Annotated in this window: 29 protein-coding genes and 1 other RNA gene; 11 read left to right on the top strand and 19 right to left on the bottom strand. The window is 65.7% G+C overall.

What is annotated here, in order from left to right; translation table 11 throughout:
* Positions 1-330: 330 nt before the first annotated feature.
* The 3 genes from ACIQ1T_RS09990 to ACIQ1T_RS09980 form a co-directional block, all read right to left on the bottom strand.
* On the bottom strand, positions 331-921 hold the full coding sequence (locus tag ACIQ1T_RS09990; RefSeq protein WP_395944396.1) for a recombinase family protein: 591 nt from the start codon (positions 919-921) through the stop codon (positions 331-333).
* Positions 922-1,049: 128 nt separating this feature from the next.
* Complete coding sequence (locus tag ACIQ1T_RS09985) at positions 1,050-2,657, bottom strand: DNA polymerase (RefSeq protein ID WP_395944395.1); 1,608 nt, start codon at positions 2,655-2,657, stop codon at positions 1,050-1,052.
* Positions 2,650-4,296, bottom strand: a complete 1,647-nt coding sequence (locus tag ACIQ1T_RS09980) for an RNA-directed DNA polymerase (RefSeq protein ID WP_395944394.1) — start codon at positions 4,294-4,296, stop codon at positions 2,650-2,652. Before ACIQ1T_RS09980 ends, ACIQ1T_RS09985 begins: the two co-directional genes overlap by 8 nt.
* A 308-nt stretch (positions 4,297-4,604) precedes the next feature.
* On the opposite strand from ACIQ1T_RS09980, the gene ACIQ1T_RS09975 reads away from it, so the two are divergent.
* Positions 4,605-4,730, top strand: a complete 126-nt coding sequence (locus ACIQ1T_RS09975) for a hypothetical protein (RefSeq protein WP_395944393.1) — start codon at positions 4,605-4,607, stop codon at positions 4,728-4,730.
* Positions 4,731-4,751: 21 nt separating this feature from the next.
* Here ACIQ1T_RS09975 and ACIQ1T_RS09970 read toward each other — a convergent pair whose 3' ends face one another.
* The 5 genes from ACIQ1T_RS09970 to ACIQ1T_RS09950 form a co-directional block, all read right to left on the bottom strand.
* Entirely contained in the window at positions 4,752-5,720 is a 969-nt protein-coding gene (locus ACIQ1T_RS09970) for a TraB/GumN family protein (RefSeq protein WP_395944392.1), read from the bottom strand.
* A gap of 40 nt (positions 5,721-5,760) precedes the next feature.
* Entirely contained in the window at positions 5,761-6,402 is a 642-nt protein-coding gene (locus ACIQ1T_RS09965) for a hypothetical protein (RefSeq protein WP_395944391.1), read from the bottom strand.
* Between the two features lie 9 nt (positions 6,403-6,411).
* Positions 6,412-6,600: a helix-turn-helix transcriptional regulator gene (locus ACIQ1T_RS09960; protein ID WP_395944390.1), complete on the bottom strand. Its 189-nt coding sequence runs from the start codon at positions 6,598-6,600 to the stop codon at positions 6,412-6,414.
* 10 nt (positions 6,601-6,610) lie between these two features.
* A complete protein-coding gene (locus ACIQ1T_RS09955; protein WP_395944389.1) occupies positions 6,611-7,081 on the bottom strand; it encodes a hypothetical protein in 471 nt (156 codons plus the stop codon).
* Between the two features lie 81 nt (positions 7,082-7,162).
* Complete coding sequence (locus ACIQ1T_RS09950) at positions 7,163-8,377, bottom strand: DNA recombination protein RmuC (RefSeq protein ID WP_395944388.1); 1,215 nt, start codon at positions 8,375-8,377, stop codon at positions 7,163-7,165.
* A gap of 53 nt (positions 8,378-8,430) precedes the next feature.
* On the opposite strand from ACIQ1T_RS09950, the gene ACIQ1T_RS09945 reads away from it, so the two are divergent.
* Complete coding sequence (locus ACIQ1T_RS09945; RefSeq protein WP_395944387.1) at positions 8,431-8,859, top strand: VOC family protein; 429 nt, start codon at positions 8,431-8,433, stop codon at positions 8,857-8,859.
* On the opposite strand, the gene ACIQ1T_RS09940 is transcribed toward ACIQ1T_RS09945, so the two are convergent.
* From ACIQ1T_RS09940 to ACIQ1T_RS09925, 4 genes are all read right to left on the bottom strand, one after another.
* A complete protein-coding gene (locus ACIQ1T_RS09940) occupies positions 8,856-9,905 on the bottom strand; it encodes an SPFH domain-containing protein (RefSeq protein ID WP_395944386.1) in 1,050 nt (349 codons plus the stop codon). The two genes, ACIQ1T_RS09945 and ACIQ1T_RS09940, sit on opposite strands and share 4 nt — an antisense overlap.
* On the bottom strand, positions 9,902-10,138 hold the full coding sequence (locus ACIQ1T_RS09935) for a hypothetical protein (RefSeq protein ID WP_395944385.1): 237 nt from the start codon (positions 10,136-10,138) through the stop codon (positions 9,902-9,904). Before ACIQ1T_RS09935 ends, ACIQ1T_RS09940 begins: the two co-directional genes overlap by 4 nt.
* A gap of 83 nt (positions 10,139-10,221) precedes the next feature.
* Positions 10,222-10,824, bottom strand: coding sequence for a recombination mediator RecR (gene recR / locus ACIQ1T_RS09930; protein ID WP_395944384.1), 603 nt, complete (start codon positions 10,822-10,824; stop codon positions 10,222-10,224).
* Positions 10,824-11,153: a YbaB/EbfC family nucleoid-associated protein gene (locus tag ACIQ1T_RS09925; RefSeq protein ID WP_395944383.1), complete on the bottom strand. Its 330-nt coding sequence runs from the start codon at positions 11,151-11,153 to the stop codon at positions 10,824-10,826. Before ACIQ1T_RS09925 ends, recR begins: the two co-directional genes overlap by 1 nt.
* Positions 11,154-11,324: 171 nt before the next feature.
* On the opposite strand from ACIQ1T_RS09925, the gene ACIQ1T_RS09920 reads away from it, so the two are divergent.
* The gene (locus ACIQ1T_RS09920) at positions 11,325-11,939 is read left to right on the top strand and encodes a malonic semialdehyde reductase (protein ID WP_395944382.1); all 615 of its coding nucleotides are present in this window, start codon (positions 11,325-11,327) and stop codon (positions 11,937-11,939) included.
* 67 nt (positions 11,940-12,006) lie between these two features.
* On the opposite strand, the gene ACIQ1T_RS09915 is transcribed toward ACIQ1T_RS09920, so the two are convergent.
* Positions 12,007-12,735 carry a c-type cytochrome gene (locus ACIQ1T_RS09915; RefSeq protein ID WP_395944381.1) on the bottom strand — a complete coding sequence of 243 codons (729 nt, stop codon included), beginning with the start codon at positions 12,733-12,735 and terminating at the stop codon, positions 12,007-12,009.
* Between the two features lie 149 nt (positions 12,736-12,884).
* Here ACIQ1T_RS09915 and ACIQ1T_RS09910 point away from each other — a divergent pair, with 149 nt between their 5' ends.
* A complete protein-coding gene (locus tag ACIQ1T_RS09910) occupies positions 12,885-13,607 on the top strand; it encodes a 3-deoxy-manno-octulosonate cytidylyltransferase (RefSeq protein WP_395944380.1) in 723 nt (240 codons plus the stop codon).
* A 17-nt stretch (positions 13,608-13,624) separates the two neighbouring features.
* On the opposite strand, the gene ACIQ1T_RS09905 is transcribed toward ACIQ1T_RS09910, so the two are convergent.
* Both ACIQ1T_RS09905 and nudC read right to left on the bottom strand, forming a co-directional pair.
* Positions 13,625-14,182 (bottom strand): hypothetical protein, encoded by a 558-nt coding sequence (locus ACIQ1T_RS09905; RefSeq protein ID WP_395944379.1) that lies wholly within the window; start codon positions 14,180-14,182, stop codon positions 13,625-13,627.
* Positions 14,179-15,099: an NAD(+) diphosphatase gene (nudC, locus tag ACIQ1T_RS09900; protein WP_395944378.1), complete on the bottom strand. Its 921-nt coding sequence runs from the start codon at positions 15,097-15,099 to the stop codon at positions 14,179-14,181. The genes ACIQ1T_RS09905 and nudC overlap by 4 nt, the downstream gene beginning before the upstream one ends.
* A gap of 47 nt (positions 15,100-15,146) precedes the next feature.
* On the opposite strand from nudC, the gene ffs reads away from it, so the two are divergent.
* The 3 genes from ffs (at position 15,147) to ACIQ1T_RS09885 (ending at position 17,688) form a co-directional block, all read left to right on the top strand.
* Positions 15,147-15,242, top strand: an RNA gene (gene ffs, locus ACIQ1T_RS09895) — signal recognition particle sRNA small type.
* A 194-nt stretch (positions 15,243-15,436) separates the two neighbouring features.
* A complete protein-coding gene (locus ACIQ1T_RS09890) occupies positions 15,437-15,751 on the top strand; it encodes a hypothetical protein (protein WP_395944377.1) in 315 nt (104 codons plus the stop codon).
* A gap of 86 nt (positions 15,752-15,837) precedes the next feature.
* Positions 15,838-17,688, top strand: a complete 1,851-nt coding sequence (locus tag ACIQ1T_RS09885; RefSeq protein WP_395944376.1) for a DNA polymerase III subunit gamma/tau — start codon at positions 15,838-15,840, stop codon at positions 17,686-17,688.
* 63 nt (positions 17,689-17,751) lie between these two features.
* On the opposite strand, the gene ACIQ1T_RS09880 is transcribed toward ACIQ1T_RS09885, so the two are convergent.
* The 4 genes from ACIQ1T_RS09880 to ACIQ1T_RS09865 all read right to left on the bottom strand — a co-directional run bounded on the left by ACIQ1T_RS09880 (position 17,752) and on the right by ACIQ1T_RS09865 (position 20,710).
* Positions 17,752-18,432, bottom strand: coding sequence for a sugar transferase (locus ACIQ1T_RS09880; RefSeq protein ID WP_395944375.1), 681 nt, complete (start codon positions 18,430-18,432; stop codon positions 17,752-17,754).
* A 160-nt stretch (positions 18,433-18,592) separates the two neighbouring features.
* Positions 18,593-19,750 (bottom strand): acyltransferase family protein, encoded by a 1,158-nt coding sequence (locus ACIQ1T_RS09875; protein WP_395944374.1) that lies wholly within the window; start codon positions 19,748-19,750, stop codon positions 18,593-18,595.
* A 71-nt stretch (positions 19,751-19,821) separates the two neighbouring features.
* Positions 19,822-20,406: a GTP cyclohydrolase I FolE gene (folE, locus tag ACIQ1T_RS09870; protein ID WP_395944373.1), complete on the bottom strand. Its 585-nt coding sequence runs from the start codon at positions 20,404-20,406 to the stop codon at positions 19,822-19,824.
* 37 nt (positions 20,407-20,443) lie between these two features.
* A complete protein-coding gene (locus ACIQ1T_RS09865; protein WP_395944372.1) occupies positions 20,444-20,710 on the bottom strand; it encodes a hypothetical protein in 267 nt (88 codons plus the stop codon).
* A gap of 66 nt (positions 20,711-20,776) precedes the next feature.
* On the opposite strand from ACIQ1T_RS09865, the gene fliQ reads away from it, so the two are divergent.
* The 4 genes from fliQ to cckA all read left to right on the top strand — a co-directional run bounded on the left by fliQ (position 20,777) and on the right by cckA (position 25,009).
* Positions 20,777-21,040, top strand: coding sequence for a flagellar biosynthesis protein FliQ (gene fliQ / locus ACIQ1T_RS09860; protein WP_054764003.1), 264 nt, complete (start codon positions 20,777-20,779; stop codon positions 21,038-21,040).
* Positions 21,040-21,825: a flagellar biosynthetic protein FliR gene (gene fliR / locus ACIQ1T_RS09855; protein WP_395944371.1), complete on the top strand. Its 786-nt coding sequence runs from the start codon at positions 21,040-21,042 to the stop codon at positions 21,823-21,825. The genes fliQ and fliR overlap by 1 nt, the downstream gene beginning before the upstream one ends.
* A complete protein-coding gene (gene flhB, locus ACIQ1T_RS09850; protein WP_395944370.1) occupies positions 21,818-22,894 on the top strand; it encodes a flagellar biosynthesis protein FlhB in 1,077 nt (358 codons plus the stop codon). The genes fliR and flhB overlap by 8 nt, the downstream gene beginning before the upstream one ends.
* Positions 22,895-22,957: 63 nt before the next feature.
* Positions 22,958-25,009 carry a cell cycle histidine kinase CckA gene (cckA, locus tag ACIQ1T_RS09845; protein ID WP_395944369.1) on the top strand — a complete coding sequence of 684 codons (2,052 nt, stop codon included), beginning with the start codon at positions 22,958-22,960 and terminating at the stop codon, positions 25,007-25,009.
* The last annotated feature ends 52 nt before the right edge of the window (positions 25,010-25,061 follow it).

The raw sequence follows: 25,061 nt of genomic DNA, 5'->3' as shown, positions 1-25,061 counted from the left end.
CGAGCGCCATTGAAACGAACTTGCCGACATCGACGGCTTCCGGAGCGCGCCGAAGGCGCTGGCGAAGGAGCTGGAGATGTAGGCAAGTTGCGCGCCGAAGGCGTGCAGCAGCCGCTTCGTTTCTTTTTTATATCAGAAACTAGGTATCAACCCGGTATCTATTATGTTCATAAGAAACGTGGGCGAGCGCGCACGATTACTTCATTTTATCTGAAATGTCAATGCCGCTCGTCGGCATGCGTGATGTCTTGGCAAAGTGGGACGGGGCGATTTTCCGCTCCATAGAGTCGCCTTGGGGTGCCCCGCGAGGGACTTGCCCGGAAGTGCAGCTCATGCGGCCTCCACGAGCTCCTGAGCGGCTTCTAGCCCCATCCCAGCCTGCCGCTTGATCCTGTACACGCTCGCTCGCCCGATTTTCAGGCGGCGGGCCGTCTCGGCGGGGCCGACCCCAGCCCGAAGGAGGCGCAGCACCTCATCAGCGGCGATAGATTTCGGCCTACCGCGATACACTCCGGCAGCCTTAGCCTTATCGATGCCCTCACGCTGACGCTCCCGGCGAAGATCGACTTCGAACTCTGCCACCGCCGCCAGCATATTCAGCATGAGCCTTCCGCCGGACGTGGTCGTGTCGATTGCTCCTTGCTGGATCGCGCGAAACTCGACGCCCTTCTCCATCAGCCGGTCTACGATGTCGCGAAGGTCCGACATGGACCGCGCGAGACGATCGAGCCTTGTGACCACGAACACATCCCCATCCCTCACGTAATCCAGGGCTATGGCTAGCTGGACGCGACCCTTTTGACTCGTGCCACTGACCTTCTCTTCGAAGATCTTGGTACAGCCCGCCGCACGGAGTTGTTGAGCCTGGATCTCCAGCGATTGCCCCGTCGAACTGACCCGCCCGTATCCGATGATCGCCAAGCGACACTCCTGTCTCGTTGAGGTCTAGACCATACACCGAGACCGTATCGGAAGTCGGGACATAACCCATGCGAGACGCGGGAAATCGTCTCGTGACGACGCCTCGCGGGGTATACTCAAGCGAGACCTCAGAACGTCTCCACCACGACCACTCGACCTTGAACTGTCGGGCACCGAGTAGCCATAGCTTGTCGCATCAGCTCAGCCGCGTCTCGGACAGAGGTCTTGTAACCACGCACGTCGAACTGCATGAGCACAGCATCGTGGACCGGCAGCAAAACCGCTCCAATGCCGAAACGCGCAGTCAAAGCGAGCACCGCCTCCTTGAAGACTAGTGAAGCCGTCCCCTGGACCGCCTGACTGACCGGCCACCTGCGCTCTGCAGGGGACAGCTCTTGCCCTGCCTGAGTTCTATACCGTCGATTTCCGAACGCAGTCCCAACGTACCCATCCTCAACGAGCTGACGTTCAGCGTTCGCCCGGAATGCAGCGAGGCCCGGGAAGCGGTCCACAAAAGCCCTGAATGACCGAGAACGCTCGTCGAGATCATCGCCACCCACGAGATCCACTATCCGCTCGAGGCTCATGCCATAACAGAACGATAGAAACATTCTCTTCGCGACAGGTCGCTTGTCTCGATCGCCAAACATGGCGATCGCAAGCTCCTCGTACACATCCGCTCGGTTGTAGGCGGCGATGAAGCCCTCATCTCCAGACAGATGCGCCAATATCCCCGGCTCGAACTGCGCAAAATCTAAATAGGCAAGCTTCTTCCCCCGGTCAGGAGCCAAGATGGATCGAAAATCTTTGCGAAGATGCTGGAGGCTTGGATTAGAGACCAGCACTCGCCCGGTAACGGTGCCCATAACCTGGAACTCCGGATAGGCGCGAGAACCGGCGCCACCCTGAAGACTGGCGAGTATTCTGACATCACGCCCTGCCCGAATGAACTTGTAGAAGGTTTCGGCAAACAAGGACTCGCTTGCAGCTAACCGTATATACTCCTCGAAGTTCGGTGCATCAGCGTATGCTGACAAATGAGATGCATCTGTTTCCGCCAAAACAGGCCCGACGTTGCGAGCGCTTAACCCAGACGGGCTGGCCTTAATGATCTCAGCAAGTTCGTTGTACGCGACGTACTTATCACGCTCAGCGACTTCCAGGAGCCTCTTGAGCTTATCCTGGTCCACGCCGATCCCGGACGATTGTCGCTCGAAAAAGACCTGCGAGGCCGGTGCCTCTACCTGCTCGTAGCGTTCATCTTCGCCAGCGGCCTCCAGGGCATCACATACAGCGGACCACGCCGACGAAACTTCTTCAGCGAAGAGGGTGAGCTGCTCGACAGGACCGTCCGCCGACTCCGGCCAATCCACGCTGGCGTTGAACAACTCTCGAACCTGCGAGACGACAGTCGACGAGCTTGCAGCACGGGCATGAGCCGCTACGAACCTCCAAGCGTCATTCCGCTTCGCTCCACCGTCATTCTTTGCCACACCATTCAGCAACTTCAGCGCGTCAGAAAAATCGAGTAGCCACGTTGGCGGCAGGTGATCGCCGCGCTTGAGTTCGGCAACCAACTTCGCCGCATCCACCACAACTGTTGGTCGATGGATTGCCCTAAGACTGCCCGGCTCCACGACCAGCGCAGGGTCGTTGGGCGATGCCTTAAAGATAAACATCGCTCGGTCGAGATCGAAGAAGTCCGGCAAGAAAACAAGGATGCCAACGTCACGCATAATCACGCTCCGAGTCGACGATTTTGGTGATCGAAGTGCGCTCTAGCGGTGAGAAGTACACACGCGGCCCGCGCTGCAAACTTCGATAGACGCCCACCAAATCGGAACGAACATAAGGCGTCACGTTCTCACGCATGATCGGGCCATAACGGAAGCCTTGAAGCGAAATGAGTGCCGACCTCTGCCCGAGATAAGAGCTCAGGGTTGAGAACCGTTGGGCGACCGCTGACCGATCCGCCTCCTGCCCAACAACTCCCAGATAGAGAGACGCGCCGGCTCTTGAGGGGCCATCAGTTTTCTCTGCAAGCACCGCATGGGCGCGGGCTAGAAGGTCTGCCCGCAGCACCTCCTTCTGGGCGACCAAGCACCACAGCCGGTAGTTCTGCCAACCATAAAGAGACCGTCGATCATCGCAGAGTAGCCCAGCGAGCGCATCTTCGTTGATTGCATCGATCTCAACCGCGCGAAGGTACCTCGCGAACTGGTCAGTAGCTGCTGGACGATCCGCTAAACGAGACACGACGAGTGATGTGACTGGCGAGAAGTAGGCAGCCGGTACCGCAAACTCGGTGCACGTAGCGAGCATGATCATCCGGTTCATGCAGTAGCGAAACTCCCGACCATCGACACCGACGCCGTCGCTATCTGTGAGAAGGCGCGACGTTACAGATCGAAGCAAAGGGAATGATGATGAAACCGATGTCCGTGACTTTGTTGCCCACAGCGCATCCAGACGAGCAATGTCCGGACTTCCGGCATCAAGGCATTCGTCAAGAGTAGCGGTATCTGCGCTATCACAGATCACAGTTTTCTTTGAGTTCACGGCTAGGCCCAGATCGCGCAGGGCGACAACCAGATCCTTCAATGCCCGCCGCGCTTCAAATGCGCTGGCGCAGACGATCTTGATATCGTCCATATATCGAAAATATGTATACCCCCGATCCCGCATAAAAACGTCTATGGGCATCATGTAGGTGTTCGCGAGAAATGATGACGCATCTCGGTTCTGCGGCAACCCCCTCTCGCTATCAAAGCTCCATCTGGACAGTAAATCAAACAGCAATGACACTTCGCTTCGCATCACTCCTTTCTGCGACGGCGAGCAGGATGCGCTTCGTATCATCGAGTTAAGCTGAACTCTCAGCTTTGATATATTAATGTTATCGAAGTAGTTAGTTAAATCCGTCGATAGGAGCACCGTTCCGGTCGTAACCTGAGCGCGAACAGCGCCGACGAAATCCTGCCAAGCGCCTATACTTCTTCGAAAAAGATATCGTCCATCATCACGATAGCGATCTCGACGATGGCTGAAGACATACCAAGGGATCAAAGGGTCTATAAATCGCGAGATATTCGCGGCCAGGCCGTGATAAACTAGGCGATCATTGACCCCAGTCTCTAGGCCATAGCGAACCGTAAAGTTCGATTTTGGGACATTGAAGACATCTCGGTCAAACGGAACGTACTCCCCATGGTTCTGATCGAAGTTTGCCTCGATACGCTCGCGAGGACTGCCGGGGCGCAGCAGGTCGTCAAAAGCTAACGCATCCGGGAACCAGTCGTCCCGCATATCCTGTCGCAGCTGACGCAGCAGTATCGCCTCGTCGAACGAGATCGAGCCAAGATTGATCGTCATCATTCCTCCCCGGAACCACCGGGTTACGGCGGTCTCTGAAGGAGCGCAACCTCCATGTGGTCAGAGCGAGGGACCGTAGGGTGAAAGACGAAGTTGAACTCGTTTACACAGGGAGCGCCAAGCAAGGCGTCGTCTAGCGTGGAGTCTGCGCCGTTTGCAGATAAACCATTGTATTATCTTGCATTCGTCCAGATTGGGAAGCTGACGTTCTACCTCTGAACTACACCCGCGCTCACCATCTCCTTAGCGGGAGCACTGGCGTCGCTCAAGGCGTCGGGGCAAGGTCATTGACCGGGGATCAGGGGAGCGACATGCGGCAGGACGACGGCGACGCTGGGAAGGCCATCGGTTTCGGCTGTCTCGCGGTCGTCCTGCTGGCGGGCGTGGCGGCGGCGGCCCTCTGGGTGATCTTCGTCTGGGACGTCAATCAGACCTGAGGTCGCCGCCGCGATCGGAGATTATTCGACGTTTTCGACGGTCACGCCGCGCGATTTCAGGATCGACTGGACGCTGTCCGGACCGGCCAGGTGGGCGGCGCCCACGGCGATGAAGGCCGTGCCGGAACCCTGGAGCTGGGTCTGGATCTGGTTCGCCCAGTCGGTGTTTCGGTCGACCAGCAACACCTTGTACAGCTCGGGCGAGTCCGCCTTCATGTCCTCGACCACCAGCCGCTCCAGCGCCGGGACGTCGCCTTGGGCCCAGGCGGCGACCATGGCGTCCAGCAGGGTCGCGGCGTCCTTGTAGTCCTTCAGCATCTCGCGCAGGAAGTCGACCTGGACGTCGTCCGGCAGGGTGGCCAGCATGCCGATCTGGGCCTCGAGCGTCTCGAAGCCGTGGATGGTCTTGCCGGCGGCCTCGGCGCGGGCCTTCAGCGCCAGTTCGACGCCGGACTGCGGATCATAGCCGGCCTTGACCAGCGGGGCGACCGACAGGGTAATGGCGACCAGCCAGGGCTTCATCGGCTCCAGTTGGGCGGCCGAGGCGCCGATGGTCTTGGCGGCGACATCCAGTTCGGCGAACTCCTCGGCCGTCAGACGGGTCGACAGAGGCGTCTGCGGCGACAGGCCGTACTGCTGGATCAGGGGCATCATGGCCGCCTGGTCGTCCGGATTGCTGATCTCGAACCAGATGTCCGAGGCGCTGTCGAAGGCGGCGTTGACGCGCGGGCTGGCCCAGCCGGTCGTCGGGCGCAACACGTGGACGGAACCGAAGAGATAGAGGGTGGAGTCGGCGTCCTTGATCACCCACAGGGCCGGGCCTTCGCCCTGGATGGCGGGGGCTGCGGCCGCCGGGGCCGGCGCGGCCTGGGCCAGGGCCTCGCCGGGAACACCGGCGAGGGCGAAGACCAGGGCCAGGCCGGCGGCGACGCCGGCGGCGCCCTGGACCAGGGTGGAGACAGTGGATTTGAGGCGTCCGGAAAGTGTCATGGTCTTGTCCTTGGATTGAAGTTCATCTGCAGAAGAAGGATCAGGCCAGGCCGCGCCGCACGCTGACGACGGTGCTGGCGGCCAGATAGAAGGTCATCAGCAGGACGTAGATGTCCCACGCGGCCAGGGCGGGCAGGCCAACCAGGCGTTCGCCCACGGCCCAGACAAACAGAAGGCCCTGCCCCAGTAGGAAGGTGGCCATTACCTGTTCCTGCACCGCGCGACGGTACAGTTCGTCCAGCCGGAGATAGGCGCGAATGTTCATCACCGTGTGAAGGGCTAGGAGGACGAGCACGCCCGCCATCGCCGGCGCTGCGGGCGCCGCAAGGCGCTCAAGCGCCAGCGGCAGGACCATCAGCAGACCGGAGAAGCCGATCAACAGCGACTGGCCGCGCGCCTGAGCGACCTCGGCTGGGGTGGAGGCCTCCTCCTGCCCGTACATTTTGCTAAGCCTCACGGGATCCAGGCTGGTGATCAGCACGGCGACCGCGCTGACGAACAGGCCCAGAGCCACAATGGCCGCCAGAACGTCGGACCAGGTCAGGTTCAGGTCGCCGCCGCCGGTCGCATCTGCGACGGCCTTGCCGACGAACCAGCCGGCCCCGCCCATTACAGCGCCGATGATCAATGCACGCAAAATCCGCGTCAAGGTCTTGGGAGACTTGGAAGACAGGATCGACATGGCGATCTCCTATTCCGAGAAGATGGATTCGATGGGTTGTTCGAAGACGCGGGCGATCTTGAAGGCCAGCGGCAGGGACGGGTCGTAACGGCCGGTCTCCAGCGCATTGACCGTCTGACGCGACACGCCCAGCAGTTCGGCCAGATGCGCCTGGGACCAGTCGCGCTCGGCGCGCAGAACCTTGAGGCGGTTGTTCATGGTTCAGCCCTCACCGACGCTTCCACCACCACCAGGCCCAGGCGATGCAATAGCCGACCAGCATCATCAGCATCATGGCGTAGGCGCCGCCGGCGGCGTAGGCGGCGGGATCCTGGCGGCCGAGGAAGGTGATGGGAAACGGCCAGGTCGACGCCTGGGGCAGGAAGGACAGGATGATCGCCAGACCGCCCGTCGCCATGCCGGCGGAGCCGCCCCAGAACCAGGCCGACTTGTGCGCTTCGCGGGCCGCTTCGTCGATGGAGCGCATCCAGATGGCCCCGAGCCACAGGGCGCCGACCATCGTCACCAGGCCGATCAGGCCCAGCACGATCGGCGCGGCCACGGCCGTCAGCCACGCCATGGCCTTTGCGTCGTCGGCGAAGAAATAGCCGATCACATAACCGGCCCCGTAAGCGAGGACGAAGGCCGCCGCGAGGAAGCCGGCCAGGCCGATCAGGATTTTCACGACAGTGCGCGGCACGGAATGCCTCCTTGTCTTTATGACAAGGTCACTTTACCTACCCCCGCCCCCATGTCAAGTAGGCTTGTCAAATAGACAAGCTCAGTTGTCCGATGGTCCCGTCAGTTCGGGTCGGGTGATGGTGCGGGGCTGGGTCTCGACCTGCGGCAGGGCGGGGATTTCCTTGCCTTCGTGGTCGACCTGCAGATCCTCGAACCGGCGGGCTGAGACCATGACCTGGCTCTCCAGCGAACCGACGAACTGGTTGTATTTGCCGACCGCCTGATCCAGGGCCCGTCCGACCGCCGAGGCGTGCCCGCCCATGACCGACAGCCGCTTGTAGAGTTCGCGCCCCAGGGCCGCGACCTTGTCGGCGTTGGCCGCCTGCTCCTCGGCGCGCCAGCCGTAGGCGACGGCCTTGCACAGGGCGAACAGGGTCGAGGGAGTGGCGATGACCACGCGCGATTCCATCGCGTTCGACAGCAGGTCGGGCTCATGGTCCAGGGCGACGGACAGGAAGCTGTCGCCCGGCACGAACAGGACGACGAAGTCCGGGCTGGGCTTGAACTGGTCCTGATAGGCCTTGGACGACAGCTGGCGGACGTGTGTCTTCAGGCTGGCGGCGGTGCGCAGGCCGACCGAACGGGCGCGCGCCTCCTCGTCGCCCTCGCCGTCGTCGAAGGCCAGGGGCACCTTGGCGTCGATCACGAACATGCCGCCGCCGGGCAGGCGCACGATGAAGTCGGGCCGGTTCTGACGCCCCTCGTCGTCGGCGGCCGAGTTCTGCTCCTGAAAGTCGAAGCGGCCGGCCATGCCGGCGGCCTCCAGTACGTTGCGGCAGGTCTGTTCGCCCCAGCGCCCGCGCCGGCCGGTGTTGCCGCGAAGCGCCTCGGTCAGTTTGCGCGCCTCGTCACGGGTCGCCGAAGACGCCGCCATCAACTGGGTCAGCTGCTCCTTCAGGCCGCCGGTCTCTTCCGAACGGGTCTTCTCCAGTGCGGCGACGTGTTCCTGGAATTTGGTCAGGGTGTCGGCGACCGGCTTCAGCTGGGCGGCCATCCGTTCGCGCGCCAGCTGGTCCTGGGCGCGGAAGGTCTCGGTCGCCCGCGACACCATCTGGTCCGCCACCGCCTGGGCCGACTGGGCGGCCTGGGCCTTGACCAGTTCGGCCATGGTGACCCGGCTCTCCTCGACCAGATTGATCCGCGCCTCGGCGGCGGCGAGCTCGCCCCGCGTCCTCTGCCACCCCATGAAGGCCCACAGGAATCCGCCTCCGAGAGCGGCGGCGAGGACGGCGAGGATCGGAACCAGCATGTTCATGCTCCGTTCCTAACCGGAATCGCCGATCCGGCGCAATCCAGGAGAAGCCGCCCATGGAGCCCCGCCTGTCCGTCGTCGGCCTTCAGGTCGCCGACCTGGCCCGATCCCTCGCCTTCTACCAGGCCCTCGGCTGGACCCCGGCCGGCCCGCCGATGGACGAGGTCGCCTTCATTCAGCTGAACGGCGTGGTCCTGTCCCTCTATGTCCATCAGGCGAGGGACGCCGGGGTCGAGGACGCGAACGACGACGCGCCCTCGGGCCGGATCGCCCTGGCCTACAACACCCGCTCGCGCGACGAGGTCGACGCCGTCCTGGCGCGGATGGAGGCGGCCGGCGCCCGGATCACCCGCCCGGCCCACGACAGCGACTGGGGCGGCCGCACCAGCTATGTCGCGGATCCGGACGGTCATCTGTGGGAGATCGCCTGGAACCCCGGCTTTCCCATCGACGACCAGGGCGACGTGAAGGCGAAATTCGACTAGCGATCCGCCCCCGCCGCCGCATTGCGCGACGCGATCAGGGCCGAGACGTCGATGCCGGATCCGACCACACAGGTCTCGGCGTCCAGAGGACAGACGCCCAGGGTGCGTTCGACCTCACGCAAACGCACCACCTCGGGGTTGGAGCGGATCGATTCCGCCAGCAACCGGTTGGCCTCGGCCTGGCCACGGGCCTGGGCGATGCGGGCCTCGGCGTTGGCGCGTTCCAGATTGACGCGTTCCAGGGCGGCGCGGGTGTTCTGCTCGGCCGTGGTGCGCGACTGGATGGCGGTGACGACGCTCTCCGGATAGCGGATCGAACCGACCCACTCCATGCGGATGATATCCAGCCCCTGGGGCGCCCATTCGCGTTGCAGGGCCTGCATCGCCTTCTGCAGCACGATCTGGCGGCCTGGGCCGATCAGCTGGCCGGGGCAGTCCTCGGCGTCCTGGGTGCCAACCGGCGCGATGGGCGCGCCGGGCGCGGCGACGGCGGGCAAGACGACCGGCTCGGTCGACTGCTGGGCGTTGCAGGCGACCGGCAGCTTTTCCGTCTCGCGGGCGATGGCGGCGCGGACAGAGGTCCGCAGCGGTCCGTCGATGAAGGCGTCGAACTCCTGACGCCAGGTGGCGTAGAGGTCGGCGGCGCGATCCTCGCGCACCTTGAAGGTCAGGGCCACGTCTGCCGTCATGGGCAGGCCCAGGACGTCGGAGAAGGTGATCTCCTCGTTCTCGCGCCCGTCGGCGTTCGGCTCGCGCGTGTAGGAATAGGTGCGCTGCAGGGTCTGGTAGGTGCGGATCTTCTCGCCGATCCCCTCCCAGTGGAAGCCGGGGCCCAGTTCGTCCTTCTGCACGCCGGGGTTCGGACCGAACTTGGTGGTCTTGATGCCCATATAGCCGCTCTCGACCGTGACGCTGCACGAGGAGACGGTCATGGAGGCGACGACGATCAGGACCAGTATCCCCCCGATCATCAGCAGGGTGCGGCCTACCGAGCCACCACGAAATGACGGCGGCTTGATCCCGCCCGATCCGATTCCAAAGCTCATTGGTCTCCCCCCGAGACTCCCAGGGCGCGAGACGCCCAGACAAACAGTCGCCGTGCGGCCCAGCACAGGACCAGTATGCCGGCGATCCCGACCACCGAGGCGGTGATCAGACTGCCGGCGAAATGGGCTTCCAGGATCAGGGGCACGGCGAAGCGGATCAGGACGATGAACCCGATCACGAGGGCGGCTATGCCCGCCGCGGCGCCCAGCGCCACCTTCACTTCACGTCCCATTGCGTCCCCCGACGGTGGTGTCAGCACGACCTAGAGCGTGTTTCGCGAATCGGATCAATCCGGACGGATCGTCACGGCGGGTGTCAGGTGGGGCGCCTGGCCCTCAACGCCTGGACGATGGTGCCGTCGTCCAGCCAGTCCAGATCGCCGCCGACCGGGACGCCGCGCGCCAGGCTGGTGACCTCGACCTCCGGGCCGGAGATGCGTTCGGCGATGTAGTGGGCGGTGGTCTGGCCGTCGACGGTGGCGGGCAGGGCCAGGACGACCTCGCGCACCCCGCCGCCCCTCACCCGGCCGATCAACTCAGCGACACGCAGTTGGTCCGGTCCGACCCCGTCCAGGGCCGACAGCAGCCCCCCAAGCACGTGATATTTGCCGCGGAAGGCGCCGGACCGCTCCATGGCCCACAGGGCGCCGGCCTCCTCGACCACGCAGATCAGGCCGTTGTCGCGCGATCCGTCCGAACAGATGGCGCAGGGATCGCGCGTGTCCGGCGCGCCGCAAACCGAGCAGGACACGACCTTCTCGGCCGTCTCGGCCAGCGACGCCGCCAGGGGGACGAGCAATTGCTCGCGCCGCTTCAGCAGGGCCAGGGCCGCACGCCGGGCCGAACGCGGCCCCAGCCCCGGCAGCTTGGCCAGCAGGGAGATGAGCCGTTCGATTTCCGGCCCGGCGGAGGCGGCCATCAGAACAGTTTCGGCATTCCGGGGATATTCATCCCCGCCATCGGGCCGGCGGCCTCGCGCATCAGGGCGTTGTTGATCTCGTCCAGCTTGCGCTTGGCGTCGGCATGGGCGGCGACGATCAGGTCAGCCAGGATCTCGCCCTCGCCGGGGGTCAGCAGGCTGTCGTCGATCTTGATGCCGACGATTTCGCCGGCGCCCTTCAGGGACAGGCTCACCAGTCCGCCGCCCGAGGAGCCCTCGGCTGAGGTTTCGGCCATCTTGGCCTGGGCGTCCTGCAGCTTTTGCTGCATCGCCTGGGCCTGCTGCATCAGTTGGGTAAGGTCTTTCATGCCCCCTAGATAGGGCGAAGCGCAGCCGCGCGACAGGGGTGTTTCGTCACAACCCGCCCCGCCCGCCTCACATCCTGAAACGGTGAATTTCGCCATTCACACTTGATGCGGTTGCGGAAGCCATTAGATCTGCACCAGCATTTGTTGCTTTTGTAATCAGGACGCCTCCCCATGGCCTATGACGCTGTAACCAATCGCGACGCCCCGTTGTCGGACGCCGCCCTGTCGCAACTCTTCACCGAGGCGCGCACCCGCAACGCCTGGAGCGACCGCCCCGTCGCGCCGGAACTGCTGCAGAAACTGTATGACCTGACCAAGTTCGGCCCCACGGCGGTCAACGCCAACCCGGCCCGGTTCGTCTTCGTCACCTCGCCCGAGGCCAAGGCGCGCCTGATCCCGCTGATGAGCGAGGGCAATCGCGCCAAGACCCAGCAGGCGCCGGTGAACCTGATCATCGCCCAGGACATCGACTTCCACGAACATCTCGACACCCTGTTCCCGCACGCGCCGGGCGCCAAGGCCTGGTTCGCCGACGAGGCGGGCCGTCGCGAAAGCGCCTTCCGCAACGCCTCGCTGCAGGGCGGATACCTGACCATCGCGGCCCGCGCCCTGGGCCTGGACGTCGGTCCGATGTCCGGCTTCGACGCCGCGGGGGTAAAGGCCGAGTTCTTCCCCGATAGCACTGTCGAGCCGAACTTCATCATCAACCTGGGCTATGGCACGGACGAGAATCTGTTCCCGCGCTCGCCGCGACTGTCGTTTGACGAGGCGGCGAAGATCCTCTGAGGATCGCCAAGCCCTAAACGACGAAGGGCGGCCCGAGGGGCCGCCCTTTTTCATGTTCGAGCCGGGATCAGTGTGCGGCAGGCGCCGGGCTGGTCGCGGCGGGCGGAGCCGCCGGCGTCGCCTGGGTCGTCGCCGGAGCGCCCGTCGTCGGGGTTTCGCCGGTCGCTTCGGTCGCGGGCGCGCCTTCCGCCGCCGGATCGGCCGGGGCTGCGCCCTCGGCCGGGGCCGCTGCGCCCGGCTGACGGGTCGGATCCGGCGCAGGGATGGCGAAACCGCCCGAGCCTTGGGTCCGCAGCCAGGCGATCAGATTGATCCGCGTCTGCGTATCGCGAATACCCGCGAAAGACATCTTGGTGCCCGGCACATAGCGGGCCGGCGCCGTGATGAAGCTGTTGATCTGGTCATAGCCCCAGGTCGGGGCCTCGGCCTTGTGCTTTTGCATGGCGTCCGAATAGGCGAAGCCCGCGCGGTGCATCACCGGTCCGCCGACCACGCCCCACAGATTCGGACCGATCTTGTCGGCCCCGCCCTGGTGCGCGTCGTGACAGGCCTGGCAGCGGGCGAAGGCGGCCTCGCCGGCGGCCAGATCGGCGGTCGGCAGGACCGTGCCCCAGTCCGGCGGCAGCTCGGCCGTCTCGCCGCCTGCGGCCTCTTCCGGCGCATCGACGAAATAGCCCATCTTCTCGGGCGGCTCGGAATGATAGATCAGGCCCGAGGCCTGTTGCACGACCAGGATGACGAACGCCGTCCCCAGGGCCGCGCCGAAAATCTTGTTCCACTTCAGATCGCCGCTCATGCGCGTCGTCTCTTCCCGTCCCAGAGGTTTCCCGTACTCGCCATCTTACGCAGCGAAGCCTTCCTTGCCTGTTCACGTCTGGCACGGTAGCGCGGGGTTCGCAACCGGCGCCAGGCGCGCGCCGGACGCCGATCGAACGAGGCAGACCGATGAATCCATTGATAATGATACCCGCTCGCATGGCGGCGACCCGTCTGCCGAACAAGCCGCTGGCCGATATCGGCGGCAAGCCCATGATCGTGCGGGCCTATCAGCAGGCCGAGGCCTCGGGCTTGCCGGTCGCCGTCGCCGCCGGCGACCCCGAGATCGTCGCCGCCATCGAGGCCATCGGCGGCCGCGCCATTCTGACCGATCCCGACCTGCCCTCGGGTTCGGACCGCATCCGCGCCGCCGTCGACGCCATCGATCCGGAAGGCGACTTCGACGCCGTCATCAACGTCCAGGGCGACATGCCCTTCGCCGATCCGGGCCTGGCCGTCGCCTGCGCCGCCATACTGCATGGCGAGCCGACCTGCGACATCGCCACCCTGGTCGCCGCGGAAGCCGACGCCTCGGACCGCACCAACCCCGACGTGGTCAAGGCGGTCCTGGCCCTGGGCGAGAACGAACGTCAGGGCCGCGCCCTCTATTTCACCCGGTCGACCCTGTACGGCGACACCCCGATCTGGCGCCACATCGGCGTCTACGGCTATCGCCGCGAGGCCCTGAACCGCTTCTGCGCCGCGCCCCAGTCGCCGCTGGAGAAGCGTGAGAAGCTGGAGCAGTTGCGCGCCCTGGAGATGGGGATGCAGATCTGGGCCTCCGTCATCGACGAGGCGCCCTTGTCGGTCGACAATCCCGCTGATCTGGAGGCGGCGCGGGCGCTGGCCTGAGACGAAACGACCGACGATCAGCCGGGGATGCAGAAGAGCGTGGCGGCCCCGTCATGCTCTCCGACCCCCATGTTGACGCCCATCACGACGTCTTCCCGGTAGAGGGAGCCTGCAGGCGGAATATCGAAGCCGGCGCGATTCACTGCAGCCAGCACCTCGTCGCGATCCGCATCGAAGGCGAGGATGAACCCCTCCTCGCTTTCGACCCAACCGATCACAGTGAGCGAACGAAGCGGCAGACCTTGCCAGGCGCCGCGCAGAGGCGACGTCGCCCTGTATTGATCACCGTCGATCGTGAGGACCGGCGGTCCGACCCGATCTTCGAAGCGCGCCGGAACCGGCGGCGTCTTGAGCACTGGGACATAGCTGACGCCGGAGTGCTGCATCTCGACCATGCCGTTCAGCAGTGCGGAAAAGGTCGGGTTCGGCACGCAGTAAAGAGGATCGGAAAAGCCGACGAGATCATCGTCCGCCGCCGCCGTCGAACCCCATCCCGCCAGAGCGAGACACGCCAACAGGGCCGGGACCATTGCCATGGACCGCGACTTCACCGACACGACGACACTGTCGCTCATTCCCCCTCCACCCAGGCCTGGATCAGAGCATGGGCGATGGCGAAGGGCGGCGGGGCCGAAATGGCCGGATGTTCGCCCGCCAGCACCGCCCTCGCCTCGGCCCGCGTCAGCCAGGCCACGCTCTCCAGCTCGGTCTGGTCCGGCTGGGCCTGGTCGTCCGACACCTCGGCGATCAGACCGATCATCAGCTGTGACGGGAAGGGCCAAGGCTGGCTGGAGTGATAGACGGCGTCGACCACGGTCAGGCCCGCCTCTTCCTTGACCTCGCGGGCGCAGGCCTCCTCGATCGATTCACCGGGCTCCAGAAAGCCGGCCAAGGCCGACATCCGCCCCGGCGCCCAGGCCGCCTGACGGCCCAGCAGGCAGAGGGGCTCAGGCCCGCCCTTGTAGACCGGCAGCATGATGGTGACCGGATCGACGCGCGGGAAATGTTCGGTCCCGCAAGCCGGGCAGCGCCGCTTCCAGCCGCCCGAGGCCGTCTCGCTCAGCGTGCCGCAATTGGCGCAGAAGCCGTGCCTCCGCCGCCAGTCGAACAGGCTCTTGGCCCCGCCCGCCATGGCCGCGTCCGTCGCCGGCAGCAGGGCCGCCGCCGAGCGCATGTCGTGAAAGGCGCCCAGGCCGCGCACCGGCCCCTCGGCCGGGTCGATCGAACCCTCGAACTCGATGGCGAAGACCGGCGCCGCCTTCCACAGGCCCAGGAAGACCTCGCGGTCGCGGACCATGTCGCGGGCGTGGGCCATGGACACCCAGGCCAGGCGCGGCCCCTCGGCCGTCTCCTCGATCAGGGGGCGGCCCTCCCACAGGATCAGCGCCTGGGCGTAGGGCTTGTCGGCCTGTTCGGCCAGCCATTCGGGATCGTTGCGCAGGTCGCCGGCCCGGTCGAGCGGATTGCCGGCGAAGATGTTCTGATGGGCCATGCGCCTATGTAGGCCTTGATTCCGCCCGCCGCACCCGTCATATCCCCTCTCGGAGATCGCGGGCGAAGGCTTCGCCAATCTGGTCAGGGCCGGAAGGCAGCAGCCACAACGAATTCCCCTTCGGGTCGCGGTCTCTACTTCCATTCTTTTTGCGCTAACACTCGCCGCGCGGCGGCTCGCTGCTTGAGCGCGTGTGGGCGTCGCCCACCAGACGACAAGGCGGACGGTTGTGGGGAGACACAACTTCTGCGAACATTGTCCTGTGAAACCTGTATGGCTCCTTGGACTGCTGGGTTTGTGCGCCTGTGGATCGGCGCCTGAAGAGCCGCGTCCGCAGGTGAGTGAGTTCCGCCTGTATCGGACGATGGGATGTTACGAGACAGCCCTTCAGACAAACGGCGCGCAGATCGACCTCAACCCGGACGGGACCGTCGAGATTTCGACCTATAACGGCGACAAGTCTGCGCGCGTCCCGGCGAGCGAAATCGGCCTTCGCCTATACGAACTCGACGTCGACGTTAGAAACCCGATCTACGTCGAGCCGAAAGCATCCAACCGTTTTACCGACGTGGTTGGAATCCTTAGGGACTTGCAGGCTCGCGGATATGAACACGTGCGGCTGATGAACGTGCCCCTGCACGATCACGCTTAGGCGTCTGGTTTTCGACCTGCGAGAATCCGACCTTTTCAGTGAACGGCCGCTTCGCTGCGGACCTCGCCCGCTGTAAGACTTTTCGCATGACGGACAACGACCCGAATCTCGACGGCCCACCCTGGGAAGAGGACGACGTCGTCGAACGCGACGAGAACACCGACGACATGTTCGGCGCGCCCGCCGCTGCGCCTGAGCCTGCACCCGTAGAGACCGCATCGCCCGTCGCCGCGTCCACGCCTGCCCCTGCGCCGGAGCCTGCTGCGGAAGACGGCGCCGCCTATCAGGTGCTGGCCCGCAAATACCGCCCCCGCACCTTCGAGGATCTGATCGGTCAGGAGGCGATGGTGCGCACCCTGACCAACGCCTTCGCCACCGGCCGGATCGCCCACGCCTTCATGCTGACCGGGGTCCGGGGCGTCGGCAAGACGACGACCGCCCGTCTGCTGGCCCGCGCCCTGAACAACGAGACGGACGTCATCGACAAGCCGTCCCTGGCCCTGACGGGGCAGGGACGGCACGACGCCGCCATCATGGCCGGCCAGCACATGGACGTGATGGAGATGGACGCCGCATCCCACACCGGCGTCAACGACATCCGCGACATCCTGGAGAGTGTCCGTTACGCCCCGGTCGAGGCGCGCTACAAGGTCTATGTCCTCGACGAGGTCCACATGCTGTCGACGCAGGCGTTCAACGCCCTGCTGAAGACGCTGGAGGAGCCGCCGCCCCACGCCAAATTCATCTTCGCCACCACCGAGATCCGCAAGGTGCCGGTGACCATCCTGTCCCGTTGCCAACGCTTCGACCTGCGTCGGGTCGAACCCGAGATCCTGGTCGAACACCTGGGCCGGATCGCCCATCGCGAAGGCATGAAGATCGAGCAGGACGCCCTGGCCCTGATCTCGCGCGCCGCAGAGGGCTCGGTGCGCGACGGCCTGTCCCTACTGGATCAGGCCCTGGTCCAGGCCGAGCGCGGCGAGACGGTCAAGACCGAGACTGTACGCGACATGCTCGGCCTCGCCGACCGCAGCCAGACCATCGCCCTGTTCGAATCCGTCATGGCCGGCCGCACGCCCGAGGCGCTGGAGAATTTTCGCACCCTGTATGGTTTCGGCGCCGATCCGGTGCAGGTGACCAACGACCTGCTTGAACACTGCCACGCCGCCTCGGTGGCCAAGATGCTGGGCCCCAATGCGACCCGACTGCCCAATGACCAGGCGCAGAAGCTGGCGGCCCTGGGCGCCGCAATTCCGGCCGCCACCCTGTCGCGCACCTGGCAGATGCTGCTGAAGGCGCTGGATGAGGTGCGGCGCGCGCCCAATCCGGCCGACGCCGTTGAAATGGCCATCGTCCGCCTGGCCTACGCCGCCGATCTGCCCGGCCCGGAAGAGGCGCTGAAGCGGCTGCAGTCGGGCGAGCCGTTCGGCGGCGGCTCCGCCCCGCGCGGCGGCGGCGGCGGGGGCGGGGGCGGGACTTCGGCCCAGTTGGCGGCCCGCCCGGTCATGGCCCCGGCCCTGCCCGATCCACAGAGTTTCGAACAGGTCGTCGCCCTGATCGGCCAGAAGCGCGAAGTCGGCCTGCAGATGGACGTCGAGCGGTTTGTGAAGCCGGTCTCGTTCAAACCCGGCGCCATCGTCTATGAAAGCGTCGAGGGCGCGCCGGTCGAACTGGCCCGTCGGCTGGCCGGTCGACTGAAGGAATGGACCGGCCGCACCTGGCTGATCGCCGCCAACGGTCAGGGCGGCGGCGACACCCTGATCGAGCAACAGAAGAAGACCCGCGCCGCCGAACGCGCCGACGTCGAGGCCAATCCCTTCATCAAGGCGGTGCTGCTGGCCTTCCCCGGCGCCAAGCTGGGCGAGATCAAGACCATCGCCCCAACCGTGGTCACGCCGGAAATCCCCGACGCGTCCGAGGACGACGACGAGGACTGATCGGCGCCTGGACTATTGAGGCGGAAAGAAAAAAGGCGGGCCGCGCGGCCCGCCTTTTTCGGATCAGTAGGCGTTGACGCGCTTCAGGATCATCGGAACCGTGCGGCAGATGATCAGGACATCGTCGCGGAAGGTCCAGCCGGCGGCGTATTCGACGTCGGCGTCGACCCGGCGGGCCATGCAGCTGAGCTGGTGGATCTCGCCGCGCAGACCCAGGATCTGGGCCAGGCCCGTCAGGCCCGGACGGACGGCGAACCGGTCTGCGTAACGCGGCAGAAGCGCGCCGTAATGATTGTCGTGGGCCAGGGCGTGCGGACGCGGCCCGACCAGGGACATGTCGCCCATGACGACATTGATCAGTTGCGGCAGTTCGTCGAGGCTGGTGGCGCGGATGAAGGCGCCGACGCGGGTGACGCGCTTGTCGTTCTTGGAGGCGTGGGCGATCTTGTCGCCGTCCTCGGTCACCGTCATGCTGCGGAACTTCAGAATGGTGAAGACCTTGCCGTCGCGACCGGTGCGACGCTGACGAAACAGGACCGGGCCGCGGCTTTCGACGACCACCGCCAAGGCGATCATCAGCAGGGCGGGCAGCAGCACCAGAAGCGCGCCCCCGGCCAGGACCACATCCATGGCGCGTTTGCAGGCGGCGGAGCCGGCGCCACGGCGGAACACGGGAATCCAGACCTTCTCGGCCTGGGTCGCCTGGGCCTTGGCCAGCGACGGAGTGGACAAGCTGTCGAACATCTCTGACTCCTCCTTAACCCATCCAGAACGCCCCTAACGATCAGTTAAGCGACGGGTTATGTTGCATTGCAAGATAAAATGCCGTGACACCGCTTCACGAACGGCGTTCTGTTACCCTTCAGACACGACTGGAACGCGCGCGCTCGCCGTGCACGTCCTTTCACCCCTCGATTGAAATCACCGGCCCAGCTTCAGGCTCGACACGATGGCGGCGCGCCTGGCGACGCTTCAGCGCGGCGCGGATTCGCGATTGGATTCGGTCGTCTATGGCGAAATGGAAGGCGAAGGCGAAGGCCACCGCGGCCATGACTCCGCCGCCCCACAGCAGCCACTGGACCGCCTCGCCCAGGGCGAAGCGCGCGACCAGGACATTGACGACGCCGAACCAGGCGATGCGCACGACCTCGTTCGAAATAAACATTGAGAACGACACCATGGCCGCCGTCTCGACCAGTTTCGAGGGCCTGCGCACCGGCACGGCGCCGGCGGCCAGGATGATGATCGAGATCATGGCCAGCGAGACCAGGGCGTTCTTGTCGAACCACTGGGCCACGGCCAGACCGCCGAAGGCGACGACGCCGGCCCAGCCGGCCAGCCGCGGCGCGATCCAGACGTTCTGGGCGAACCAGGCCAGGCACATGCCCAGGAAGAACAGCGGCAGGGCGCGGATGACGCCATAGCCCATCGGCATCTGGTAAACGGGATAGCCCAGGAAGCTCCAGCACAGCTGGTTGACGACCAGATAGACGATCACGCCCAGGCCCAGCCCGCCCCACGGCCCCAGCCGCATCAGGCCCCGTATGATCCAGGGGAAGCACAGATAGCAGCCGATCAGGGCCGAGATCGACCAGGTCGGGGCGTTCCAGCCCAGGCCGCCGTACACGCCATAGGACTGCAGCAGCAGCAGCTGGGCCGGCAGCTGGTCCCAGCGGAACCACTCCGGATTGCGCGGCATGACGCCCGCAGCCGTGCTCAGCAGCACCAGGGCCACCAGCGACAGCCCCATGATCAGATGGGCGGGCACCACGCGCAGGAACCGCTTCAGGAAGAAGTCGCCCGGCGACATCCGCCCCTTGTCGACCGCCGCCCCATAGACCCGCATCAGGACATAGCCGGAATCGATCAGGAAGAAGTTGGTCAGCAGGAAGCCGCCGCGCGCGAACACCGGATGGATCGCCTCCTCCAGCGGAACCGGGCCGGCCGCCTGGTAGTGATGCAGGATGATCATGAAGGCCACGATGAACCGAAGCGCGTCGAGCCAGCCGCCCCGAGCGATCGGGGTTGTCTCATTTCGGGTCGAAATCACAGTCCACGGCATACTAACGCGTCTCCTACGGCCTCTGGACCGCAAGAGATGGGCCGGACCGTACGTCCGAAAGGGAGACGTTCCTAGCCGCGCACCAGGCGCAGGAACTCCTCACGCGTGCGGGGATCATCGCGGACCACGCCGATCAGGTGGCTGGTCGACAGGCTGGCGCCCGGCGCATTGACCCCGCGCAGGGTCATGCAGGAGTGCTCGGCCTCGATCACCACCCCCACGCCGTGCGGCTTCAGCACGGTCTGGATGGCCTCGGCGATCTCGGAGGTCATCTTCTCCTGGATCTGCAGGCGCCGGGCGAAGCCGCGGACCACCCGCGCCAGCTTGGAGATGCCGACGACCCGGTCGGTCGGCAGATAGGCGACATGCGCCTTGCCCACGACCGGCAGCATATGGTGCTCGCAGAAGCTGACGAAGCGAATGTCCTTCAGCACCACCAGCTGGTCGTAGCCGCCGGTCTCCTCGAAGGTCTTCTCCAGATAGGAGAGCGGATCGACCTCATAGCCCTGGAACAGTTCGCGATACGACCGCGCCACACGGGCCGGAGTCTCCAGCAGGCCCTCGCGATCGGGATCGTCGCCCGCCCATTCGATCAGGGTGCGGACGGCGGCTTCGGCGTCGGCCTGGGTGAGTTTGGAGGCAGGGGCGTCGGTCATCGATGCTAAATAGCGCGAGACGCCGCCGGGGCCAGCCCTAAACCGCGTCTCCATCGACCTTAGGCCACCGCACGAAGGCCACGATCCAGAGCGCGACGACATTCAGATACGGGATCAGGGCCAACACCGTCCACCAGGGCGACAAGCCCATGCGTTTGAGGATTCTTGCGACCGGGAAACCTACGGCGAGCAGGATCAGGCCCAGGGCCACAAGAACGACCAGCCAGTGATAGATCGACACCGATCCCATCCGCACCTCCCTGTCGTCACGCGATACGTGTCGAAAGCCTTCAACTGAAGCCATCCGGTTAGCGTCCCGTTAACCATCCTCCCGGCATTTTCTGCCCAGTAGTTTTCTGGGGAGCGGCCGATGAACGGCGCTGAAGTTCTGGACGTGGGCCGCGACGCCATCTGGCTGACGATCCAGCTGTGCCTGCCGGTGCTGATCGTCGGCCTGGTGGTCGGCGTGGTGATCGGCCTGTTCCAGGCCCTGACGCAGATCCAGGAACAGACCCTGATCTATGCGCCCAAGATCATCGCCATCTTCGTCTCCCTGCTGCTGTTCCTGCCGCTGATGGGCGCCCTGCTCGGCGGCTTCATGCGTCAGATCGCGGCCCGCATCGCGGGCATGTAGTGGAGTCCTGGGCCACCGCCGACCAGGTCTGGGCCGGCGGATTGATCCTGGCCCGGATCGGCTCGATCCTGATGGTCATGCCGGGCTTCGGCGAGGCCTATGTGCCGCCGCGCATCCGCCTGTCCCTGGCCCTGCTGATCAGCCTGGTCCTGTGGCCCGTGGTTCGCGCCAGCCTGCCCGGCCTGCCCGACAGCCTGGGCGGCATGTTCGGCTGGGTCATCCGCGAGGTGGTCACCGGACTGATGATCGGCCTGCTGCTGCGGCTGATGATGACGGCCCTGACCACGGCGGGCGAGATCGTGTCCCTGCAGACCACCCTCAGCTTCGCTCAGACGGCCAACCCGCTGCAGGCCCAGCCGGGCTCGACCATCGCCTCCTTCCTGATGCTGTTCGGCGTGACCCTGATCTTCGCCACCAACACCCATCACCTGTTCATCGCCGGCATGGTCGGCTCCTACAGGCTGATCGCGCCGGCCCAACCCCTGGTGATGGCGGACTTCACCGAGATGGCGGTCCGCACCCTGGGCGACAGTTTCATGCTGGGGGTCCAGTTGTCGGCGCCGGTGCTGGTCTTCGCCCTGATCTTCAACCTGGCCTCCGGTCTGGTGGCGCGGGTCATGCCGTCCTTCCAGGTCTATTTCGCCGCCGCCCCGCTGAGCGTCATCCTGGGCCTGTCGATCTTCGCCCTGAGCCTGGGGGCCCTGGGCACCGTCTTCATCGACCGCTACCGCCGCCTCGCCGAGGTGTTCGCGGCCGGCGCATTCGGGGGAGGCGCCGGTGGCTGAAGGCGCCGATCCCGAATCCAAGACAGAAGAGGCGACACCCCGAAAACTCGAGGAGGCCCGCAAGAAGGGCGATGTCGCCAAGTCCCAGGACGTCGGTCAGGTCCTGTCCCTGGCGGGGGCGGCGGCCGTCATCCTGACCTGCGGCGGATGGTTCGCCTCATCGATGGCCGAACAATTCCTGCCCTTCATCGCGGCGCCGCATCAGATGCTGGGCGTGCTGAACTCGGGCGCCGGCAACCAGATTCTGGCCAGGGCCCTGTGGGCCATGACCCCCTTCCTGGGCGCCGTCATGCTGGCGACCATCATCGGCGGAGCGGGCGGCAACCTGGCCCAGTCCGGCCTGATCTTCACCACCGAAAAACTCAAGCCCCAGTGGTCGATGGTGAACCCGCTGTCCGGGTTCAAGCGGATCTTCGGCCCGGACGGCCTGGTCCAGTTCGTGAAGACCTTCCTGAAGCTGATCGCCGTCTGCGTCGTCTGCTGGATGGTGCTGAAGCCGCACGTCCGCGAGTTCGAGAACATGGTGGCCATGAGCCCCCTGGCCATACTGCCCCTGGCGCGGGACATGGCCGTGGCCCTGTTCGTGGCGGCCATCATCCTTCTGGGCGCCACGGCGGGCGCCGACTTCATCTGGCAGAAATTCCGCTTCGCCAAGCGGATGCGGATGACCAAGGAGGAGATGAAGGAGGACTACAAGCAGACCGAGGGCGACCCGCACGTCAAGGCCAAGCTGCGTCAGATCCGCAACCAGCGCAGCCGCCAGCGGATGATGCAGAACGTGCCCACGGCCACGGTCATCGTCACCAACCCGACCCACTATTCGGTGGCCCTGCGCTACGAACCGACCCAGGGCGACGGGGCGCCCATCTGCGTCGCCAAGGGCGTCGACGCCCTGGCCCTGCGCATCCGCGAAGTGGCCAAGGAACATGACGTGCCGATCGTCGAGAACGTGCCCCTGGCCCGCGCCCTCTACGCCTCGGTCGAGGTGGACGAGGTCATACCCAAGGAACATTTCGAGGCCGCCGCCAAGATCATCGGCTTCGTCTTCCAGTCGCGCAAACGCCGGTAAGACCGCCGTAAGGGTTGCAGCAGGATTTGAGCGTATGATCAGCCCACTGATTCGCGAGGCCGCATGACGTCCACCCGACGCCTTCCGTTCGATCTGCTCTCGGCCGCGATGGCGTTCGGGGTCGTGGCGGCCGTCGCCGCCCTGGCCTATCCGGCGTTCCGGGCCAATCCGACCTCGGCGCCGGGCATGATCCTGATCGTGACGGCCGGGCTGATCGCCCTGATCGGCCTGTTCGGCTTCCGCCGCGCCGAGACGGTCAAACCGTCCAGCGACGTCGCCGTCGACCTGCTGGACGCCATGGCCGAGCCGGCGGCCCTGGTCTGGGATTCGGGCCAGGTCCTGGCCTTCAACGCCGCCTGGGCCGAGGCCAACGGCACGACCACGGCCCTGCCGCGCGGCAAGTCGGCCCAGGCCCTCTACATGGCCTTCGCCCAGGCCCGGAAGGGCGAGCCGGGCCACGCCATCGTCCAGATCGGCGCGCGCGAGGTCGAGGTCGTCATCGGCAAGGCCGGCGACAACCGTTTTCTGATGCGGGTCGCGCCAGAGGCGGTCCTGCCCCTGGCCGCCGCCCCGGCCGCCCCGACCAACGGCGCGCCCTCCGGCGAGTCGCGCGCCATGGCCGCCGGCGCCCCGTTCGGCTCGGCCGTGATCGGCGGTCCCGACCTGTTCGCCGGCAAGGCGGAGGAGGCCAACGCCGCCCTCGCCGTCCTGACCGGCCCCAATGCGGCGCGCGACGCCGCCTTCGGCCATCTGTTCGATCCCGGCGGCGTGGCCGAGGCGCGGCTTAAACTGGCCGGCGGCTCGTCCGGCCCGATCGAACTGGTCGCCCGCGCCTATCCCGACAAGATGCTGCACCTCTATGTGGCGCCCGAAGGGGAACAGAAGCGCATCTGGCTGTTCGACGTCTCGTCGCAGAAGTCGATGGAGCTGCAGCTTTCCCAGGCCCAGAAGATGCAGGCCGTGGGCCAGCTGGCCGGCGGCGTGGCCCACGACTTCAACAATCTGCTGACGGCGATCCAGTTGCAGCTGTCCGGCCTGCTGGAGCGCCATCCGGTCGGCGACCCCTCCTACGAGGGGCTGAACGAGATCCGCCAGACCGCCATCCGCGCCGCCGATCTGGTGCGCAAGCTGCTGGCCTTCTCGCGCAAGTCGACCGTGCGGCGCGAGCGTCTGGATCTAGGCGAACTGGTCGGCGAGTTCGCCATCCTGCTGCGCCGCCTGCTGCGCGAGGACGTGCGGCTGGAAACCGACTACGGCCGCGACCTGCCGGTGGTCCTGGCTGACAAGAGCCAGTTGGAGACCGCGGTGATGAACCTGGCGGTCAACGCCCGCGACGCCATGCGCGGCGTGGTCGAACCGGGCGACGCCGTGGTGACCATCTCGACCCGCCGCCTGACCGCCGAACAGGCCCGCGACCTTGGCTGGATCGACGCCCCGACGGACGAGGTCGCCCTGATCGAGGTGTCGGACACCGGCCCCGGCGTGCCGCCCGAACTGGTCGACAAGATCTTCGAGCCCTTCTTCACCACCAAGGCGGTCAACGAGGGCACGGGCATGGGCCTGGCCACCGTCTATGGCATCGCGCAACAGGCCGGCGGCCATATCTCGGTCACCAATATCGAGGGGCCGCACGGCATGAGCATGGGGGCGGCCTTCCGCATCTTCCTGCCCGCCGCCGGCGAGGCCGAACTGGCCGAGGTCCAGCCGGTCGAGGTCAAGGTCAAGGCGCCCCGCGACCTGTCCGGCGCCGGCCGCATCCTGTTCGTCGAGGACGAGGACGCCGTGCGCGGCATCGCCGCCCGCCTGCTGCGTCAGCGCGGCTACGAGGTGATCGAGGCCGCCGACGGCGAGGAGGCCTTGATCCTGGCCGAGGAACACGCGGGTCAGATCGACATGATGATCTCCGACGTCATCATGCCCGGTCTTGACGGCCCGTCCCTGTTGAAGAAGGCCCGCAAATACCTGGGCGACGCCCCCGTGATGTTCATCTCCGGCTATGCCGAGAGCGACTTCTCGGACCTGCTGCAGGACGAGGTCGGCGTCTCCTTCCTGCCCAAGCCGCTGGACATCAAGACACTGGCGGAACGGGTCAAACAGGAACTGCACGCGGGCTGAGGCCGCTGCGACGGCGTGCGGACTTGCCAGACCGGGCCGGGCGCCGACCAAT

Origin of the sequence: Brevundimonas sp. (assembly GCF_044336875.1) — a bacterium.
Lineage (GTDB): Bacteria > Pseudomonadota > Alphaproteobacteria > Caulobacterales > Caulobacteraceae > Brevundimonas.
Note: the sequence above shows the minus strand (reverse complement) of the source record. Positions and strands in the feature narration are given on the sequence as shown.